The 17,546-nt window shown below is 65.3% G+C and carries 15 protein-coding genes; 4 read left to right on the top strand and 11 right to left on the bottom strand.

What is annotated here, in order from left to right; genetic code table 11:
* The first annotated feature begins 79 nt into the window (after nt 1–79).
* From PanNE5_RS19240 to PanNE5_RS19225, 4 genes are all read left to right on the top strand, one after another.
* A complete protein-coding gene (locus PanNE5_RS19240) occupies nt 80–442 on the top strand; it encodes a BON domain-containing protein (RefSeq protein ID WP_017234351.1) in 363 nt (120 codons plus the stop codon).
* A gap of 90 nt (nt 443–532) precedes the next feature.
* Nucleotides 533–964 carry a PRC-barrel domain-containing protein gene (locus PanNE5_RS19235; RefSeq protein WP_261938648.1) on the top strand — a complete coding sequence of 144 codons (432 nt, stop codon included), beginning with the start codon at nt 533–535 and terminating at the stop codon, nt 962–964.
* 224 nt (nt 965–1,188) lie between these two features.
* Nucleotides 1,189–1,521 (top strand): ChaB family protein, encoded by a 333-nt coding sequence (locus tag PanNE5_RS19230; protein WP_261938647.1) that lies wholly within the window; start codon nt 1,189–1,191, stop codon nt 1,519–1,521.
* 195 nt (nt 1,522–1,716) lie between these two features.
* Nucleotides 1,717–2,931, top strand: a complete 1,215-nt coding sequence (locus PanNE5_RS19225; protein ID WP_410007546.1) for an MFS transporter — start codon at nt 1,717–1,719, stop codon at nt 2,929–2,931.
* A gap of 32 nt (nt 2,932–2,963) precedes the next feature.
* Here PanNE5_RS19225 and PanNE5_RS19220 read toward each other — a convergent pair whose 3' ends face one another.
* From PanNE5_RS19220 to PanNE5_RS19170, 11 genes are all read right to left on the bottom strand, one after another.
* On the bottom strand, nt 2,964–4,259 hold the full coding sequence (locus PanNE5_RS19220) for a type II toxin-antitoxin system HipA family toxin (RefSeq protein WP_410007545.1): 1,296 nt from the start codon (nt 4,257–4,259) through the stop codon (nt 2,964–2,966).
* Nucleotides 4,260–4,285: 26 nt separating this feature from the next.
* Nucleotides 4,286–4,600 (bottom strand): helix-turn-helix transcriptional regulator, encoded by a 315-nt coding sequence (locus tag PanNE5_RS19215; RefSeq protein ID WP_017234356.1) that lies wholly within the window; start codon nt 4,598–4,600, stop codon nt 4,286–4,288.
* 95 nt (nt 4,601–4,695) lie between these two features.
* Nucleotides 4,696–5,112, bottom strand: coding sequence for an alternative ribosome rescue aminoacyl-tRNA hydrolase ArfB (gene arfB / locus PanNE5_RS19210; protein WP_017234357.1), 417 nt, complete (start codon nt 5,110–5,112; stop codon nt 4,696–4,698).
* Between the two features lie 118 nt (nt 5,113–5,230).
* Nucleotides 5,231–6,685: a heavy metal sensor histidine kinase gene (locus PanNE5_RS19205; protein ID WP_261938646.1), complete on the bottom strand. Its 1,455-nt coding sequence runs from the start codon at nt 6,683–6,685 to the stop codon at nt 5,231–5,233.
* A 32-nt stretch (nt 6,686–6,717) separates the two neighbouring features.
* The gene (locus PanNE5_RS19200; RefSeq protein ID WP_017234359.1) at nt 6,718–7,392 is read right to left on the bottom strand and encodes a heavy metal response regulator transcription factor; all 675 of its coding nucleotides are present in this window, start codon (nt 7,390–7,392) and stop codon (nt 6,718–6,720) included.
* Between the two features lie 9 nt (nt 7,393–7,401).
* The gene (locus PanNE5_RS19195; RefSeq protein ID WP_261939874.1) at nt 7,402–8,856 is read right to left on the bottom strand and encodes an efflux transporter outer membrane subunit; all 1,455 of its coding nucleotides are present in this window, start codon (nt 8,854–8,856) and stop codon (nt 7,402–7,404) included.
* 8 nt (nt 8,857–8,864) lie between these two features.
* Nucleotides 8,865–10,118, bottom strand: coding sequence for an efflux RND transporter periplasmic adaptor subunit (locus PanNE5_RS19190; RefSeq protein ID WP_017234361.1), 1,254 nt, complete (start codon nt 10,116–10,118; stop codon nt 8,865–8,867).
* Between the two features lie 12 nt (nt 10,119–10,130).
* The gene (locus PanNE5_RS19185) at nt 10,131–13,304 is read right to left on the bottom strand and encodes an efflux RND transporter permease subunit (RefSeq protein WP_017234362.1); all 3,174 of its coding nucleotides are present in this window, start codon (nt 13,302–13,304) and stop codon (nt 10,131–10,133) included.
* Between the two features lie 317 nt (nt 13,305–13,621).
* Nucleotides 13,622–15,337 carry a glycosyltransferase family 39 protein gene (locus tag PanNE5_RS19180; protein ID WP_017234363.1) on the bottom strand — a complete coding sequence of 572 codons (1,716 nt, stop codon included), beginning with the start codon at nt 15,335–15,337 and terminating at the stop codon, nt 13,622–13,624.
* A gap of 60 nt (nt 15,338–15,397) precedes the next feature.
* A complete protein-coding gene (locus PanNE5_RS19175; RefSeq protein ID WP_261938645.1) occupies nt 15,398–16,765 on the bottom strand; it encodes a sensor histidine kinase in 1,368 nt (455 codons plus the stop codon).
* Complete coding sequence (locus PanNE5_RS19170) at nt 16,762–17,421, bottom strand: response regulator transcription factor (protein WP_150608314.1); 660 nt, start codon at nt 17,419–17,421, stop codon at nt 16,762–16,764. Before PanNE5_RS19170 ends, PanNE5_RS19175 begins: the two co-directional genes overlap by 4 nt.
* Nucleotides 17,422–17,546 lie beyond the last annotated feature (125 nt).

Raw genomic sequence — 17,546 nt, 5'->3', positions numbered from 1 at the left:
CGGCACGTCAAACGTGCCGGAGGTGACGCCCGAGGCAGCGATGCCATGGGTGCGACGACTCAATTTCGGGAGGTTAATCATGAAACAAGCCAATCTACTCAAACTCGTCATGGCCGGTGCACTTGCTACGACTGGTATCGCCGCGCATGCCCTCGATCAGGGCGGCATCATCAAGATTGCCGATCAGTCGGGCGCCAGCGGCGTGATGAGCGATACCGGCCGCAAGATTGACGATTCGGCACTCACTGCCAAGGTCAAGGCCGAATTGCTCGCCAAGAAGGACGTGCCTTCGACCAAGGTGCACGTCACGACGCGTCATGGCGTGGTGCATCTGACCGGTTCAGTGCCGCAATCCGCTCAGAAGACCCTCGTCGTCGACACGGTCAAGGGCGTTGAAGGCGTCGTCGATGTGAAGGACGACATCAAGGTAATGGGCAAGTAACCGCAACGGAAATCGCAACAGTAACCGCATTCTCTCCCCGTCGGCGGCGCGTGCCGCGCGCCTCGACATTACTGGAAGAAGGAGAAGATCATGACCCTGCAAACCGGTCGGGGCGAAACGCCCCAGTCAGGCGCCCGCATCGTAGGCGATTCGCACAAGTTGCCCGAGGGGCCAGGCCCGTCGGTGATGGCCGCCGACACGCTCGATGCTGAAGACGTTGTGAACCGCGCGGGCGAAAGCCTTGGGAAGGTCAAGCACATCATGCTCGATGTGCAACGGGGCACAGTCGCCTACGCGGTGCTGTCGTTCGGCGGGTTTCTCGGCATGGGCGACAAGCTGTTTGCCATTCCTTGGCACGCCTTGCAGCTCGACGTCGGAAACAAGCGTTTCATTCTGGATATCGACAAGGAAGCGCTCAAGAAGGCGCCAGGCTTCGACAAGGATAATTGGCCAAGCATGGCTGACATGCAATGGGCCGAACAGGTGCATACGTATTACACCGTCGACCCCTATTGGCATTAAGCCCGGTGAGGTCTTGCTCATGTCGAGTCAATCCGAGATTTGCTGGATGACGAAAGCGCCACGACGGTACGCACATCTGCCTGAGCCGTACGACCCAGGCAAGCCGCCCGGGACACCGCCGCCGAAAACGCCGCCCGACGAGGAGGAGCCGTCGCCGACGCCTCCCCCCGACAGACCGCTGGATCCCCCGGTTGAGGAGCCGCCGCTGCGGCCGCCGGGCAAATATGTCTGCTTTGAGCGATCCACTTGACGGGCAGCGGCGGCACACGGAGCGACTCCTGTCCGTCAGGGCCGGATCGCCAACGGAGGAAAGTCATGCCTTATCGTCAGACCGAGGAGCTGCCGGCAAGCGTCAAGGATCACTTGCCCGCGCACGCGAAGAGATTTACCTCAAGGCGTTCAATGCCGCCTGGGAAGAATACCGGGATCCCGGCGAGCGGCGCGGTCATGAATCGCGTGAAGCAACGGCACACAAAGTGGCTTGGGCCGCAGTGAAGAAGACCTACGAAAAGGACGAAGGATCCGGTCAGTGGCGCGCGAAAACACGTCACCAGTGATCGCCTGCTCCGGGCAGCGGCGTCGCGGCGTGCTGTCTGCAGAATTTGTCGCGTTGGCGTAGAATCGGCCTCCTTTATGGGTCGGCGGCGACGCGCGCCAGGTTGGACATCCACCGCCTGCCGCGCCCGATATCGTTCGCTTGTCGTTGCCGACAACCTCGCCAGTCCCGGACTGGCTGTCATGACCCAATCCCAATGAGTGCCCCCCAAATCCTGCCCGCCCAGGCGGCCGAAGCGTTGCCTCCGTCGTCCATTCCCGTCTGGCTCTCGTTCGTGGCGCTTGCCATGGGCGGCTTCGGCATCGGTACCGGCGAATTCGTCATCATGGGGCTGTTGCCCGACGTCGCCCAAGGCCTGAACATCACCATTCCACAAGCCGGTCATGCGATCAGCACGTATGCACTGGGCGTCGTGATCGGCGCACCGCTGCTCGCCGTGCTGGGAGTGCGCCAGCCGCGCCGTGCGTTCCTGATCGCGCTCATGGCGATGTTCGCCATCGGCAATCTGGCCAGCGCTCTCGCGCCGAGTTACCTCGCGCTGATCGTGTTGCGTTTTCTCAGCGGCCTGCCGCACGGCACTTACTTCGGTGTCGCCGCGTTGGTCGGGGCATCGCTCGTTCCGCCACATCGTCGTGTGCACGCGGTGGGGCAGATCATGCTGGGGCTGACGCTCGCCACGCTCTTTGGTGTGCCCCTGGCCGCCGGTCTCGGGCAGTGGCTCGGCTGGCGTGCTGCGTTCGTCCTTGTCGGCCTCATCGGCGCGTTGACAGCGGTGATGGTCTGGCGCTGGGTACCGAATGTGCCGGCCCCTCACGGCGCGAGTCCGATGCGCGAGCTGAGCGCGTTGCGTAACGCCCAGGTGTGGCTCACGTTGGGCATCGGCGCGATCGGCTTCGGGGGCATGTTCGCGGTGTTCAGCTACATCAAGCCGACGCTCATGCAAGTCGCTGGCGTTGCGGAAGCGTGGGTGCCGTTCTACCTGGCATTGTTCGGTGTCGGCATGGTCGCGGGTACCGTCGTCGGGCCGCGCCTGGTCGCGGCCGCGTCGCTCATGCGCGCCATCGGCGGCACGCTGATCTGGTCGGCGCTGCTCCTGGGCGCCTTCACCTTCACGGCATCGAGTCCCTGGTTGGCCGGTGTCAACGTGCTTGGCATCGGCACGATCATCATCATCGGCCCGGCGTTGCAAATTCGCCTGATGGATGTGGCTGGTGAGGCGCAGACACTTGCGGCGGCGCTCAACCATTCGGCGTTCAACATGGCCAATGCCGCCGGTGCATGGCTCGGTGGTGTGGCAATTTCCGCAGGTTACGGCTGGACGTCGACCGGGTGGGTCGGTGTCTTGCTGTCGTGCGCCGGCATGTTGATGTTCCTCTGGGCGCGCCACGACGCTCGTCGAAAGGCGCGGTAAGCCGACGGGTGCCCGCTAAGGTCGCTGCGGTCTCAGGTCGTGAGCGCCACGCCGCCGTTCAGGCGTTCGAGCACGGTGGCGCGCACGGCGGCCGGGGCGTCCGCGAGCAGTGCCGGCCATTGGGCCTGAGCGTCTCGGACGGTCTCCCGCGCGATGGCGCTCAGGCGGCTCACGCGAAGCAGCCCAGCGCCCTTGAGCAGCGCGTCGAGGGCAGCCCAGTCGAATGCCCGCAACGTCTTGTCGATCGCCCGGTTCACGCCATAATGCGATGCCGGCACGTCGTGAAAAAAGGCGGCGACGCACACCGGGTCATACACCGGCGCCAACTGCGGCGTATGGGCGTCGGGGTAGATCAATGCCCAGTTCTTGAGGTGGGCGTCGGTATTGCCTAGCAGGATAAAGGCGATCAGACGACGCAAGAACTCGCGTACGTCGCGCACCGGTTGCGCGGATAGCTGATCCAGCACCCGCAGCATCGTCGTGTAGTCGATGTCCAGCCCGCGCCCGTACTTGCTGCGTGGTGGATATTGCAACACCTGCGCGAATTCCTCCATATGCACGCGCCGTCCGTCGGGCAGCCGGTCGAAGCGCGGCACGGCGAGGATATGTTCGAACGGTACCTGCTCGGGCAAGTCGGCATCGCGTCGCGAGATGATTTCGGCTTTGGCGCAATCGAGGCCGAGCGCCTCGCACAGTCGGTAGCCGGTGAATTCATTCTCGACGAGATCCGGGTGGCGCGTCGTCGGCAACTTCAGAATGACCGAGCCCGCGCGCCCCTGGCGCTTGACGACGTAGCGCCGTCCATCGCGAACGGCTGAGAACTTGGTCACCACGCCGGGTAGCGATGCGGCGTCTTCCACCGGCGTATCAACGAAACCGGGTTCCACCATTTCCAGACCAAGCGCCGTGTGCCAGCGATGCACGATGTCGGGCACGCCCTCGCGCAAGGGCACGGGCTCGACCTCGAGTGCCCCCATCAGGTCGTGTCCGGCGGCGGCGAGCAGTTCGAACTCGTCGTCGGGGCTGCAGCGGCGCTCGGCGGCGAGCCGTTCGCGGTTATGGCCCTCGGGCAGCAGGTTCTCGAAATACATCGGCCAACGGCCGTCGGTGCGCACGAGACGCGCATCGTGGGGCGACGCGAGAATGGCTCGCGTGGCCGTCTCGTTGGCGCCGCGGTAGGCCAGGGAGAGCGCCGGCCGCTGGGCGTCGGCGATGTAGTCTTCATCGAACGACATGCGCAGGATGTCACCGTACTGCGACAGATAGCCGATGGGGCGGCGTGTTCCATCGGGCATGTGCAGGTACGCGCGCAGGTATTTGATGTTCATGAGCAGTGGCGTGATCCCATGGCTGGTTAGCCGGCAAGCGTCTCGACGATGGAGGGCGGGGCGGCGATGCCGCTGGGTTGCGCGAGGTATTTGCCGCCGGAGCGAAGAAAGGCTTCGACCTCCTGTCGCAGACCCGCCGGTACCAGCATCGGTTCGAGGCCGAGGGCGCGCGCGGCCTCAAGCACGGTCGACAGGCGCGGATCGAACGCGCCAGACTCCACTTTTTGTACGGTCATGCGTGACAACCCCGCCTGATCGGCGAGTTCCGCCTGCGTCAGGCCGGCTGCCTTGCGTGCCGCGATCAGCGGTGCAATGAAGCTCATCATGATGTGCTTTTGCATGGAAAAGATGCTTTATCTTAGCATTTTCTCAAGAGAATTTCCATGAAAGCTAATAATGATGATCTTTTATTGTTAAAAGATTGTTATTGTTATCATCAATCCTCGCGACCCGCATGAACCTTGCCACGCGTTGCCTTGACGCGGGCGCGACCTTGTTTGGCGTCTCGTCGGCGGACTTGACTGCCGAGCGTGGGCCGGGTCGGAACCCGCCGACGCGGCGCTACGGCTGCCGCATCGACCAGCGCCTGCAGACGCGCAAGGGCATCGGCCCGGTTGAGTTCCTGCGAGCGATGCTGCTGTGCCTTGATGACGATCACGCCGTCCTGAGTGATGCGCTGGTCGAGCCGGGAGAGCAAACGCGATTTGACATCGTCGGGCAAGGACGAACGCATCACGTCGAAGCGCAGATGGATGGCGCTGGAGACTTTATTGACGTTTTGGCCGCCGGCGCCCTGGGCGCGCATGGCAGTGAGTTCGACGTCTTCGGGAGCAATGAGAATGCGACGGTTCATGGGGCAAGGATACCGTTCTCACCGTCTCGCTCACAAGCGCGCCGAACGACGGCGCCGTGCCAAGGTGAGCGTGGGGTGAGCGTGGGGCGAGACTAGGGCAGCGCGCCGGAGGCGCCGATCAAACGGTGCCTTGACCGACGGGCTGGAGGTTTCGGCCGTGACCGCGCTTCGATGCCTCCGCGTCTGTATCCCCGCCGGTCGCCGCGTCGGCGCGCACCGAGAACCCGAACGTATTGAGACCGTTGGCGCTATGGGCCCAGACCGTGCCGCCATGCATGTCGGCAATCGCCTTGACGATGGCCAGCCCCAGGCCATGATTCTCGCGGCTGTTGGTGCGCGACGCCTCCGCCCGGTAGAAGCGGTCGAACAGGTGCCGCAGCACATCGGGCGAAATCGACGGGCCGGGATTCACGACATCGATGCACACGGTGCGGGCGTCATCGGCCTGGATACGCAGGTGAACATCAATGTTCGCGCCCGGGGCGCAATGCTCGATGGCGTTCATCACCAAGTTGGCCAACGCCCGACCGAACAGCGCCTTGTTCACTTGAGCGACGGCGCTCCCTTGCAAGCGGGCCGTGACCTGTGCCTCTTCCAGCAAAATCTCCAGAAACTCCAGGGTGTGCGCCGCCTCGCTCGCGAGCGACGCCGTGCTCAGCCCCGTGGCCCGTTCGCCCTGATCGGCACGCGAGAGGAACAGCATGTCGTTGATGATCGTGCGCATGCGCCCCAGCTCTTCCAGATTCGATTGCAGCAACGCTCGCAAATCCTCGACCGGTCGCTCTCGCGTAAGCGCCACTTCCGTCTGCCCGATCAGAATCGTCACTGGCGTACGCAGTTCATGCGCAACGTCGGCATTGAACGATTCCAGGCGTTCGTACGCGCTATCGAGTCGCGCCAGGGCGCCGTTGAAAGAATGTGCCAGATCGTCGAGTTCGACGGGCAATGAACGCGTGTCGAGCCGTTGCGAACGGTTGTCAGGGCGGATCTCGGACGCTTCGCGCGTCAGGCGTGTGAGCGGCGCCAGACCCAGTCGTGTCGCGCAATAGCTGAGCAGCAGCACGCTCAGGCAGCCTAGCGCGGAGAGCACCGCGAGTCCCAGGCCGAAGGCGCGCAACGTGCGCTCGTTGCGCGAGTAGCTGGCGGCCACCTGCAGGGTGACGGCCGGACGCGTGCCATAGGGCGGCAGGATCTCGCGCGTGCTCAGCATGTCGTCGCCCCCGCCATCGGGGCGTAACCGAACGTAGCCGTTGGCCAGGCGTTTGACGAACATGCCGGTCAAGGGCTTGCCGAACGTGTAATTCGGGTCGTCGCTCGTCACCGCATAGGTCGTGGCACCGTCGCGCGGCGTCATGTCGCTGAGCTTTTCGCGCACGATCTGCCACTTCTGCGGCGTGGCGCCGTGATAGACGATGATGTGGGCGATCTGGGCCCGATCGTCGAGCGATTCGCGCAGATGCCGCTCCAACTGGATGCGCAGCATCAGGAAGAGGCCGGCCCCGACCATGGCGAACACCGACAGTGCCACGATCGCGAACATGGCGGCGAGGCGGCGGGAGATCGAATGGCTCACGATGACAATGACATGGCAACGACGCGCGGCACTCAGGCCTCGCGGACCTCCAGCACGTAGCCCATGCCACGCACGGTGTGCAGCAACTTGGACTGGAACGGCCCGTCGAGCTTGGCACGCAATCGCTTGATCGCGGTCTCGACCACGTTCGTGTGGCTGTCGAAATTGACGTCCCAGACGAGTTCGGTGATGGCCGTCTTCGACAGGATGTCGCCTTGCCGGCGCGCGAGCACCGACAGCAACTGGAATTCCTTGGCCGTCAGATCGAGCCGCTGGCCATCGCGCGTGGCGCGGCGACCGATCAGGTCGACGTAGAGGTCGCCGACCGAGACCAGCGTTGATTCCTGCACTCGCGTGCGACGGGCGAGGGCGTGCAGGCGCTCCACCAGCTCGATGAACGAGAAGGGCTTGGTCAGATAGTCGTCCGCACCTTCGCGAAGGCCGCGCACGCGGTCGTTTACGTGATCGCGGGCCGTGAGCATGATGACGGGCGTGGACTTGCGCTCGCGCAGCGCGCCGAGCACGGCAAAGCCGTCGCGCTTGGGCAGCATGACGTCGAGCACGATCACGTCGTAGTCGAATTCCAGCGCCAGATGCATGCCTTCCTCGCCATCGAGCGCGACATCGACCACCCAGCCTTGCTCGGTCAGCCCGGCGCGCAGGTAGTCCACGACCTTGTGTTCGTCTTCAACGATCAATACTTTCATCTCGCCACCTCATCTTTGCGCATTATACGAGTCGGCGCCGGGCTCCGACGGTTGCCAGCCGCCGCCCAGCGCCTTGACCAGCGCCACCGACAGGACCCATTGCTGAGCACGGATCTGAACATCCTGGCGCTCGCTCGCCAGGCGCCCCTGCTGCGCCGTGATCACACTCAGATAGGCCGTGAGCCCGCCCGAGTAGCGGTCGTTGGCCAGACTCAGGAGTCGTTGCGCGTCGACGACAGCCGCGTGCGATTCGCGCGCGGCGGCGTCGAGCACCGACAGGCCGGTCACGCCGTCCTGCACCTGCTGGAACGCGGAGAGCACGGTCTGTCGGTAATTCGCCTCGACGGCACGGTATCCCGCACTCGCAAAGTCCACATTTGCCTGACGCCGACCGCCGTCGAAGACCGCTTGCGTGGCGAGCGTGCCCAGCGTCCAGAGCAGACTCGGCGCCGAGAGCAGATTGGCGAATTCCGTGCTCTGCCAACCGATGCCTGGGTTGAGCGTGAGGCTGGGGAAGAACGCCGCCTTCGCCACGCCGATCTGGGCGTTTGCCGCCGCCATGGCGCGCTCGGCCGATGCCACGTCCGGGCGGCGCTGCAGAATGTCGCTTGGCACCCCGACCGGAATCACCGGCAGCGTGGCGGGCAGCGTCCCCGCCGGCACCGAAAACGCCGGGGCGGGCACGCCGACGAGCGCGGCGATCGCATGCTCGTATTGGTCGCGTTGCTGATGCAGCAGACGCGCTTGTACCCGCGTGGTGTCGAGTTCCGATTGTTGTTGAAGGACATCCAGACCCGACACGGCGCCAAGATCGTGCTGCGCGCTGACGTAGTCGAGCGCCTTGCGTTGCAGCGCGACGGATTCGTCGAGCACCTTGATTTCGTCGTCGGCGGCCCGTAGCTGGACGTAGGCGGTGGCCAGCTGTGTCGTGAGCACCAGACGCGCGTTGGCCAGATCGTCCCCCGCCTGTTCGGCGGAGGCGCGCGCCCCTTCGACCTGACGACGGAGGCGGCCGAACAGATCGGTGTCGTAGCTCACACCCAGACCCGCCTGCACATTGTTCTGAACAGTCGACATGCTGGTCGACGTATAGCTCGTGACCGGCCGGTTTGCCGAGACGCGCTGGCGGGCCAGACCGACCGACGCGTCGACTTCCGGCAGCCGTTGTGCCGAGGTGCCGGAGAGCGTCGCCTGGGCCTGGTCGTAATGCGCCACGGCGGCGGCGAGCGTCTGGTTCTGCGCGAGCGCCTGCATTTCGAGCGCTTCCAGCACCGGGTCGCGGAAGGCCTTCCACCAATCCGGCTGAAGCGCCGCGTGCGACGGCTGGGCGAGCTGCCACCCGGTGTCCGTCTTCCAGTCGGGCGGCACCGCGACGTCAGGCCGACGATAATCGGGGCCGACCGCACACCCACCGAGCAATGTGGCGACGGCGAGCAGCGCCATGCCAGAGCGCGCGCCGCGCATTGGGGCGTTCACGACTGGCCCCCTGGCGCCTTGCCTTCGGGTTTGGCCGCCGGGGCGGTCTTGACCGCCAGCGCTTTGGCCTGCACCTGATCGCCGTCGTCGATCGAATCGCTCGGATTGACGATGACACGGTCGGTCGGGGAGACCCCGGCAGACAATTCCAGCGACTGTCCCAGATCGCGCGCGATCGCAATCTTGTGGAGATGCACGACACCCTGGTCGTCCACGACCGCCACGCGCGGCCCCTCGGCGCGGAACAGCAGGGCGTTGGCCGGCACGCTCAGATGGGCTTGCACGGCGCTTGGCAGCGCAAGCTGCACATAAGCGCCTGGGCGCAGCCTTCCGTCGGGATTGGGGAGGGCGGCGTCGATTTGCAGCGAGCGGGTCGCCACGTCGATGGCGCCGGACACATGCGTGATCTTGCCTTGAAAGTGCATGCCGGGCAGTTCGGCTTGCGTCACGACCACGGGCTGACCGACGCTCACGCTCTGTGCATAGGCCTGCGGCACCTGCACGGTGACGCGCAGCGGATCCGTCTGCGCCAGCGAGAATAGTGCGCGGCTGTTGCCGCTGCCCGCATCGATGAGATCGCCGATGTCGACGTTGCGCTGGGTGATCACGCCGTCGAACGGCGCGACGATTCGCTTGAAAGACTCGAGTTGCTGGAGCCGTTTGACATTGGCGTCGGCCGCCGCCAGGTTGGCGATACCCTGCGTGTACGTGCTCTGGCGCTCGTCGAGTTCCTGCTGCGAGACGGCGTCGCGCTGACGTAGTTGCTGCCAGCGCGCGAGCGAAGATTTCGCAAGTCCAAGGCTGGCATCGATCTGGTTGCGCTGGGCGATCGCCTGAGCGAGTTCCTGATCGATTTCGGGGGTATCGAGTTCGGCCAGCAACTGACCCTGCTTGACGCGGGCACCGATGTCCACGTATCGCCGCCGCAAATAACCGGTCGCTCGGGCATAGATGGGCGACTCGACCGCGCCGCGCAACGTGGCGGGCAACAGCGTTTCGCTTGCCGGCGTCGGTTGTGGCGTGACGACGCTGACATATTGCAAGGCGTTCTCGGCTGTGGCCTTGGCGACGTCGCGACGTTGCAGCGCATTGGAGATCGTCGTGCGTGCCGCACCGGCCGCGAGCAACACGGCCACAACGATCAACACGCGCCTGGCGCGCCGGAATTCGCCCTGTCGCGGGGGCAACTGCCGGCCGTCGGCGGAATTGTGTTCGGGAATGGCCAGTTCGGCGTGATGTTTTTCGGTCATGGGGGGCCCCCGTCAGGATGGGGTATTGGGTTCGGCACGGCGTGCCTTGCGTCGCGCGAGTCGCGTATGCACGCCGGCGAAGACCAGCGGCACGAAGAAGAGCGTCGAGACCGTGGCAAACAGCAGGCCGCCGATCACCGCGCGGCCCAACGGCGCGTTCTGCTCGGCACCTTCGCCGAGACCGAGGGCCATCGGCACCATGCCGATCATCATGGCGAGCGCCGTCATCAACACCGGACGGATTCGGCTCGCCCCGGCTTCGAGCGCCGCTTTGAGTGGCGCCATGCCCGCTTCCATGCGCTGGCGTGCGAAGGCCACCACGAGAATGCTGTTGGCCGTGGCCACGCCCATCGTCATGATGGCCCCCGTGAGCGCGGGCACCGAGAGCCGTGTGCCGGTCAGGAACAGCATCCAGACGATGCCCGCGAGGGCGGCGGGCAGGGCACTCACGATGATGAGCGGATCGACCCACGACTGGAAATTCACCACGATCAGTAAATAGACGAGCACGATGGCCATCGCCACGCCCAGGCCCAGCCCAAGGTACGAGCTTTGCATCGTGCTGACCTGGCCGCGTACCGTGATCTGGCTGCCGCGCGGCAAGTCCGTGCGCGCCTGGGCCACGAGCCGGTCGATATCGCGCGCGACGCTTCCCAGGTCCCGGCCTTCCACGCTCACGAAGATGTCGATCACCGGCCGGATGTTGTAGTGGCTGACCACCGCGAAGCGCTGCGTCGGCTCGACCGTGACGAAGTTGGCGAGCAGTTGCGGCTGGCCGTTGTTGGTCGTGCCCGCCACCGGCAGACGCAGCAAGTCGTCGAGGGAGCTGATACGGTACTGCGGCGATTGCACCGACAGGCTGTACTCCACGCCGTTCTGCGGATTGAACCAGAAGCCCGGCGACGTCTGCGAGCTGCCGGAGAGCGAGATCAGCACGTTCTGGGCGACGGCGTTGGCGTTCAGGTTCAGCTGCTGCAAGCGCGTGCGGTCCATGTTCAGGTGGATCGTCGGCGCGTTGATCCGTTGCTGGATATGCGTGTCGACGGTGCCGGGCACCTGTCGCACCTGCTTGAGGAGCTTCGTCGCGGCGTCGAAATTCGCCAGTTGTCGAGCGCCGCTGATCTGAATGTCGATGGCCGCGGGCAGCCCGAAGTTGAGAATCTGCGTGACGATGTCGGCCGGTTGAAAAAAGAACTCGACGCCGGGGAAGCGCTGCGGCAGCACCGCACGAAGCTTGTCGATATAGCCTGTGCTCGGGTGATGGTCGGGGGTGAGCGCGATCTGAATTTCGCCGTCGAGCGTGCCAATGGTGCCCGCGTTGCTGTACGAGAGATTGATACCGCTGTAGGGCAGGCCCAGGTTGTCGAGAATCGTTTCGAGTTCGTTGGCGGGCACGATCTCGCGCACGACCTTTTCGACTTCATCGGCCAGACGCGCCGTTTCCTCGATGCGCGTGCCGGTGGGCGCGCGCATGTGCAACCGGATGTTGCCCGCGTCCACGCTCGGGAAGAAATCCGCCCCCAACGCGAACACCAGCCCCATCGACAGCACGCAGAACGCCAGGAAACCCGTGGCGAATACGCGCCGGCGTACCAGCAGCATCGAGAGCACGGCGATGTAGGCGGCGCGCATGCGCTCGAAGGCGGCGTCGAAGCGCAGATAGACGCGCCGGAACGCCCCGGGCGCCGCGTTCGGATCGGCCGCGCGGGCGTGTCCCATGAGCAGCATCGCGAGCGTGGGCACCAGCGTGCGCGACAACAGGTATGAGGCCAGCATCGCAAACACGACCGCCTCGGCGAGCGGCACGAACAGGTAGCGAGCCACCCCCGTCAGGAAGAACATCGGTACGAACACGATACAGATGCATAGCGTCGAGACCAGGGCAGGCACGGCAATTTCGCCCGCACCGTGGAGAATCGCCTGGTGCAGCGGCGTGCCCATATGCAGATGGCGCTCGATGTTCTCGATGGTCACCGTCGCGTCGTCGACCAGGATCCCCACGGCCAGCGCCAATCCGCCCAGCGTCATGATGTTGATCGTTTGACCGAGCGCATGCAGCGCGAGCAGCGACGACAGAATCGAGAGCGGGATCGAGATGGCAATGATGCAGGTGCTGCGCCAGTTGCCGAGGAACAGCAGGATCATGGCGGCCGTGAGCGCGGCGGCGATCAGCGCTTCGCGAATCACCCCTTGCACCGCTGCCTTCACGAACACCGACTGATCGAACAGCGCGGAGATGTGCAGATCCGGCGGCAGCGCGGCGCGCGCTTCGGGCAGCAGGGCCTTGAGCGAGTCGACCACCGACAGCGTGGACGCATCGCCCGTCTTCATGACCGACATCAGCACGCCGCGCTGGCCGTTCTGGCGCACGATGTTCGTCTGCGGCGAGAAGCCGGTGCGCACGTGCGCGACTTCGCGCAGATAGGTCGTGGCGCCGTTTACCGTACGCACCGGGATGTTGTTCAGGCCCTCGACCGTGGCCGGCGACCCGTTCATGTCGACGCTGTACTCACGCGGGCCGATCTTCGTTGTGCCGGTCGGCAGGATCAGGTTCTGGGCGTTGACCGCAGCCACCACGTCCTGCGCCGTCAATCCCTTGGCGAGCAAGGCGCGCGTGTCGATGTCCACGGAGATCAGCCGCGTCTTGCCCCCATACGGATAGGGCACGGCGGCCCCCGGGATCGTCACCAACTGCGGCCGCAGGAAATTGAGCGCCGTGTCGTTGAGCGCGGGTTCCGACAGGCTGGGGCTCGACAAGCCGAGCTGCATTACCGGAATCGATGAGGCCGAGTAGCTGATGATGAGCGGCGGCGTGGCGCCCGGCGGCATCTGCTTGACCTGCGCCTGCTCGATCGCCACGACCTGGGCGATGGCCGTTTGGAGGTTCGCCGTCGGCTGGAGGAAGATCTTGATGATGCCGATGCCGGGCAGCGATTGCGACTCGATGTGCTCGATATTGTTGACGGTGGTCGTCAGTCCGCGTTCGTTGCCGGAGATGATCCGGTTGGCGACATCCTGTGCTGCCAGGCCGTTATAGGTCCAGATGACGCTGATGACGGGAATGTTGATCTCCGGCAGCACGTCGACCGGTGTGCGCATGAGCGCGAGCGGCGTAGCGAGCAGGATCAGGATGGCCATCACGATGAACGTGTAGGGCCGCTTGAGCGCAACGTTGACAATCCACATGGTTCAGACGCGCTCGGGCGCAGTCGCAGACTTACGGGGCAAGGGCCGTCCGGAGCGCGTGCGCCATGGCGCGGCACCGGTCCCGGAAGGAATGTCGCCATGGTAGGGGCGCACCCCCAACGCCAAAATGGCGCGAAAGTGGCGAAATTGACAGAAATCTCGGCACCGGCCGCACAGCCTTGTCCAACAAGGCGCTGTGCGTGGTCACGACGAGGGGCGTGGCATATTACGGTGTGTTGCGCTTTGAACGAGACGCGCAAAAAAAATGGCTGGGGGCAACGCGTCCCCCAGCCATTCCTGCCTCGGCGCGGCCTCGCTCAGTTGGCGGCCGGCGGTGTGTCGGTCGTCGGCTTCTCGATGATGACGCGACGGTTGTCGCGCGCGATGACCTTCATCGGCAGACCGAGCGTCTCGAGCACGGTGAACTTTTGCGGGTCGACCAGCGCAAGCGCCTTGGGCGCCGCCATCCAGACGTCGGCAAACTTGTTGAGCGTCGGGATCCAGCTATCCGGCGCTTGCGAGATGCCGAATTCGAGTTCGTCCTGCACCGCGACCATGATCATGGTGTGACGCAGGTAGAACGGCATCGTGTGGTCGAGCGTGCCGACGGAGTAGAACGGCGTGTCCGGTCCCAGGCGATCCATTTCCGCACGCACGGCCGGCACCAGATCGATCCCGGAGCTGCTGCGCCCGAAGGCTTCATGCCCGGAACCGCCGATCATCGCAAACGCCAGCCACGCGCCGGCAAAGGCGACGAGCGCCTGCTTCGTGCTGCGCGTGCTCAGCCAGCGCGCGATGGCGAGGCCGATCAGTCCGGCGACGCTGGCGGCGTAAAGGTAGTACGAGAAGGTGCGGTAGGCTTCGACCGGGTTGCGACTATCGGAGTGATGGGAGAGAAAGACCAGGCACGTCACGATCGTCGCCACGAACAGCACGGCGGACACGACGAGGTGCTTGCGCAGCGACTCGCGCGAGATGCCCGCGAGCCCCAGCCCGATCAGCAGTGCCAGGGCCGGCGCGACCGGCAGCACGTACGACAGCAGTTTCGAGTGCGACACCGAGAAGAAGCAGAAGATGAACACGGCCCAGACCGTGAGCATCAGTACCGGACGGAACCCATTGGCCTGACGCGGTGCAGCGCGCGACGCCGACACGACGCGCGGAATCATCGACAGCCATGGCAGGAAGCCGATGATCAGCACCGGCACGAAGTACCACAGCGCGCCGGGACGATGGTGATCGGGCTTCAGGAAGCGGTTGAAGTGCTCGTTGATGAAGAAGAATTCGAAGAACGACGGGTTGCGCGCCATGACCGCGGCGAACCACGGCACGGTGACGGCGAGCATCACGATCAGGCCGCTCGCAAGGTGCAGACGCTTCCACAGGGCCCAGTCGCGTGAAATCAGCGTGTAGATGATGAGGACCGCACCGGGCAACACCACGCCGATCAGCCCCTTGCTCAGGATCGACAGGCCCATCGCCGCCCAGCACAGCCACATCCAGTTGCGGACCTGCGTGTCGGTGAGCCCGGGGCGTTGCGCCAGCAGCAGCGCGCACAGCGCCAGCCCCATCATGAACGACACGCCCATATCGAGCACGTTGAAGTGGCCGAGCAGGCTCCACAGCGGGGCACTCGCCAGTGCCAGCGCGGCAAAGAAGCCCGCGCGCGCGCCGAACACCCGACGGCCGGTATAACCGACGAGCAGCACGCCGCCGAAACCGGTCAATGCGGTCCACAGACGCGCCTGCCAGTCGCCCAGTCCGAAGATCATGAACGTCAGCGCGTTCATCCAGGTCTGGAGCGGCGGTTTCTCGAAGTATAGATAGCCGTTGTAGCGCGGGGTGACCCAATCGCCGGTCGCCAGCATTTCGCGCGCCATCTCGGCGTAGCGGCCTTCGTCGCTAGGCACCAGATGGCGCAGGTTCAATACGCCGAACCAGACCAGCGCGAATGTGGCCAGCAGCCAGAGCAGGGCGGCGGGAGAGATCGGCCAGGGTTCCAGCCCGGCGTCACGTTGAGGGCGTATGGACATGAATGGGAGGTTTCCGGTCTTGTTGAATGAGGTAAGTGTCGTGAATAAGGCGCATGACGTTCAGGCGCCGGTGTTGTCGGCGGCATCGGGGTTAGGCAGCGTCACACGCACATGCAAGCCGCGCGGCGGAGTCGGACGGGCATCCGCCAGCGTCACCCGACCGCCGAGGCGGTCGACGATCGCGCGCACGATGGCGAGGCCCAGGCCCGTGCCTTCGCCGCCGTGATCGCGGGCCTCGCGTTGGTCGCTCGCGCGGTAGAACGCATCGAATACGCGCTCGCGCTTGTCGGCGTCGATGCCTGGCCCCGAGTCGATCACGTCGATGACCACCTCGGCCGCCGTGGCCGACAGGCGCACGCCGACACTGCCGCCCGCCGGCGTATAGCGCACGGCATTGCCGACAAGATTGCTCAGCAGCGTGACAATATCGCGTTTCGATCCCGTCACGCGCAGCGTGGGGCGGCCGGGCGTGGCCTGCGACGTATCGACCAGGTCGAGCACGATCTGCTTGCGGTCCGCCAGCACGAACACGTCTTCGAGCGCTTCGTGCACGGCGGGCAGCAGTGTGAGCGGCGTGGCGGCGACCGTCGGGGCGCTCTGGGCGCGCGCGAGGGTCAGCAACTGTTCGAGCAGCGCCCGCGTGCGGCGCAGCCCGCTCTTGAGCTTGGTCAGGCGGTTGCGCGTCTCGGTATCGAGGGGCACCGGGTCGAGTGCCCGGTCGAGGTTCTCGGACTGAATCACCAAAGCGGTCACCGGCGAGCGCAATTCGTGCGCGGCGTCGGCCACAAACCGGCGCTGCTCGTCGAGCGCCTTGGCGAGTCGCGCCAGCAGACGATTGATCGACACAATAAACGGCTCGATTTCCGTGGGCGCGTCTTGCGCGTCGAGGCCGCGCAGATCAGTATCGCGCCGGGTGTCGACATCGTCGGCCAGCCGCTGCACCGGCTGCCATGCGCGGCGCACCGTCACGACGATGGCGCCGATGAGCAGCGGCACGAACCCCACGAAGGGCAGCGCGGTGCGCAGGCCGCTGTTACGCGCAATCTCGTTGCGTCCTTCCGTTGGCTGGGCGACAACGATACGCAGCTCCGGCTCGATAGTGCGCACGAAGGCGCGCCAGGTGTGGTCGCCCGTATTGACCGTGTGAAAACCGTCGGCCAGCGTGACCGGGAAGCTGCCGCCGAGCCGCTGTACCGTGAGACGGTAGTCGTGGTCCTCGACCGGCAGGCCATGCATGGCGCTGTCGGCCTCGGCGAGATTGCGGGTGTCGACGAGCGCGGCGAGTTGCAGCAGTTGATCGTCCTGGAAACGGTAGGCCTCGCGAAAGGCCGCCGCGTAGGAGACGAAGCCCGCGACGATGGCCAGTCCCAGCGCACAGGCCGAGAGCGTGACCACCAGTCGCGACTGCAGCGAACGCATCATGATCATGGCTTGGGCACCAGCCAGCCCGCACCACGGATATTGCGGATGACGTCCGCCCCGAGCTTCTTGCGAATGGAATGGATCAGGAAGTCGATCATGTTGCTTTCGATCTCTTCGCCCCACCCATAGAGGCGGTGCTCCAGCGCGTCGCGCGAGAGGATCGTGCCCGGGCGCAGCATCAGCGCGTGCAGCAGGGCGTATTCGCGTGCCGAGAGCACACACTGGTTCTCGCCGTAACTAGCCTGGTGGGTGGCGGGGTCGAGAACCAGCGCGCCGTTCGTGAGCACCGGTGCGGCAACGCCCGCCTGCCGGCGGATCACGGCGCGCATGCGCGCAAGCAACTCGCCCACTTCGAACGGCTTCACGACGAAGTCGTCGGCGCCCAGATCAAGCCCGTGGATAATGTCGTCGGCACCGTCGCGGGCCGTCACCACGATGATGGGCGTGCGACCTCCCGCCGTGCGGTGCGCCCGCAGCACCTCCCAGCCGTCTCGCCCGGGCAGCCCGAGGTCGAGCAGCATGAGGTCGTAGCTGTGCGCGGCCAGCGCCGCCAGGGCGGCGTCGCCGTCACGACACCAGTCGGCCGCATAAGAGGCGTCCTTGAGCGCCTGCATCATGGCCTCACCGATCATGGTGTCGTCTTCTACGAGCAATATCCGCATGGTTTTCCGAACGCTTCCCGACGTCGCCACGCAGACGAACGCCTGATACCCCGCTCGTCACGCAGGACGGCACGGGCGCACGATAGCGCGCGAGAATTAGGAGAAACTTAGTCCGCGACGAGGTG

It is taken from the genome of Pandoraea sp. NE5 (genome assembly GCF_024363545.1).
GTDB classification, from domain to species: Bacteria; Pseudomonadota; Gammaproteobacteria; order Burkholderiales; family Burkholderiaceae; genus Pandoraea; species Pandoraea cepalis.
This window is presented reverse-complemented; position numbering and strand designations above follow the sequence as displayed.

Excerpts from the sequence above, each read along its gene's own strand:
- PanNE5_RS19230 (WP_261938647.1), top strand. The coding sequence starts at position 1,189 with ATGTCTGCTTTGAGCGATCCACTTGACGGGCAGCGGCGGCACACGGAG.
- PanNE5_RS19180 (WP_017234363.1), bottom strand. The coding sequence starts at position 15,337 with ATGTCCATACGCCCTCAACGTGACGCCGGGCTGGAACCCTGGCCGATC.
- PanNE5_RS19220 (WP_410007545.1), bottom strand. The coding sequence starts at position 4,259 with ATGAACATCAAATACCTGCGCGCGTACCTGCACATGCCCGATGGAACA.
- PanNE5_RS19190 (WP_017234361.1), bottom strand. The coding sequence starts at position 10,118 with ATGACCGAAAAACATCACGCCGAACTGGCCATTCCCGAACACAATTCC.
- PanNE5_RS19185 (WP_017234362.1), bottom strand. The coding sequence starts at position 13,304 with ATGTGGATTGTCAACGTTGCGCTCAAGCGGCCCTACACGTTCATCGTG.
- PanNE5_RS19235 (WP_261938648.1), top strand. The coding sequence starts at position 533 with ATGACCCTGCAAACCGGTCGGGGCGAAACGCCCCAGTCAGGCGCCCGC.
- PanNE5_RS19225 (WP_410007546.1), top strand. The coding sequence starts at position 1,717 with ATGAGTGCCCCCCAAATCCTGCCCGCCCAGGCGGCCGAAGCGTTGCCT.
- arfB (WP_017234357.1), bottom strand. The coding sequence starts at position 5,112 with ATGAACCGTCGCATTCTCATTGCTCCCGAAGACGTCGAACTCACTGCC.
- PanNE5_RS19240 (WP_017234351.1), top strand. The coding sequence starts at position 80 with ATGAAACAAGCCAATCTACTCAAACTCGTCATGGCCGGTGCACTTGCT.
- PanNE5_RS19170 (WP_150608314.1), bottom strand. The coding sequence starts at position 17,421 with ATGCGGATATTGCTCGTAGAAGACGACACCATGATCGGTGAGGCCATG.
- PanNE5_RS19175 (WP_261938645.1), bottom strand. The coding sequence starts at position 16,765 with ATGATCATGATGCGTTCGCTGCAGTCGCGACTGGTGGTCACGCTCTCG.
- PanNE5_RS19215 (WP_017234356.1), bottom strand. The coding sequence starts at position 4,600 with ATGCAAAAGCACATCATGATGAGCTTCATTGCACCGCTGATCGCGGCA.
- PanNE5_RS19195 (WP_261939874.1), bottom strand. The coding sequence starts at position 8,856 with ATGCGCGGCGCGCGCTCTGGCATGGCGCTGCTCGCCGTCGCCACATTG.
- PanNE5_RS19200 (WP_017234359.1), bottom strand. The coding sequence starts at position 7,392 with ATGAAAGTATTGATCGTTGAAGACGAACACAAGGTCGTGGACTACCTG.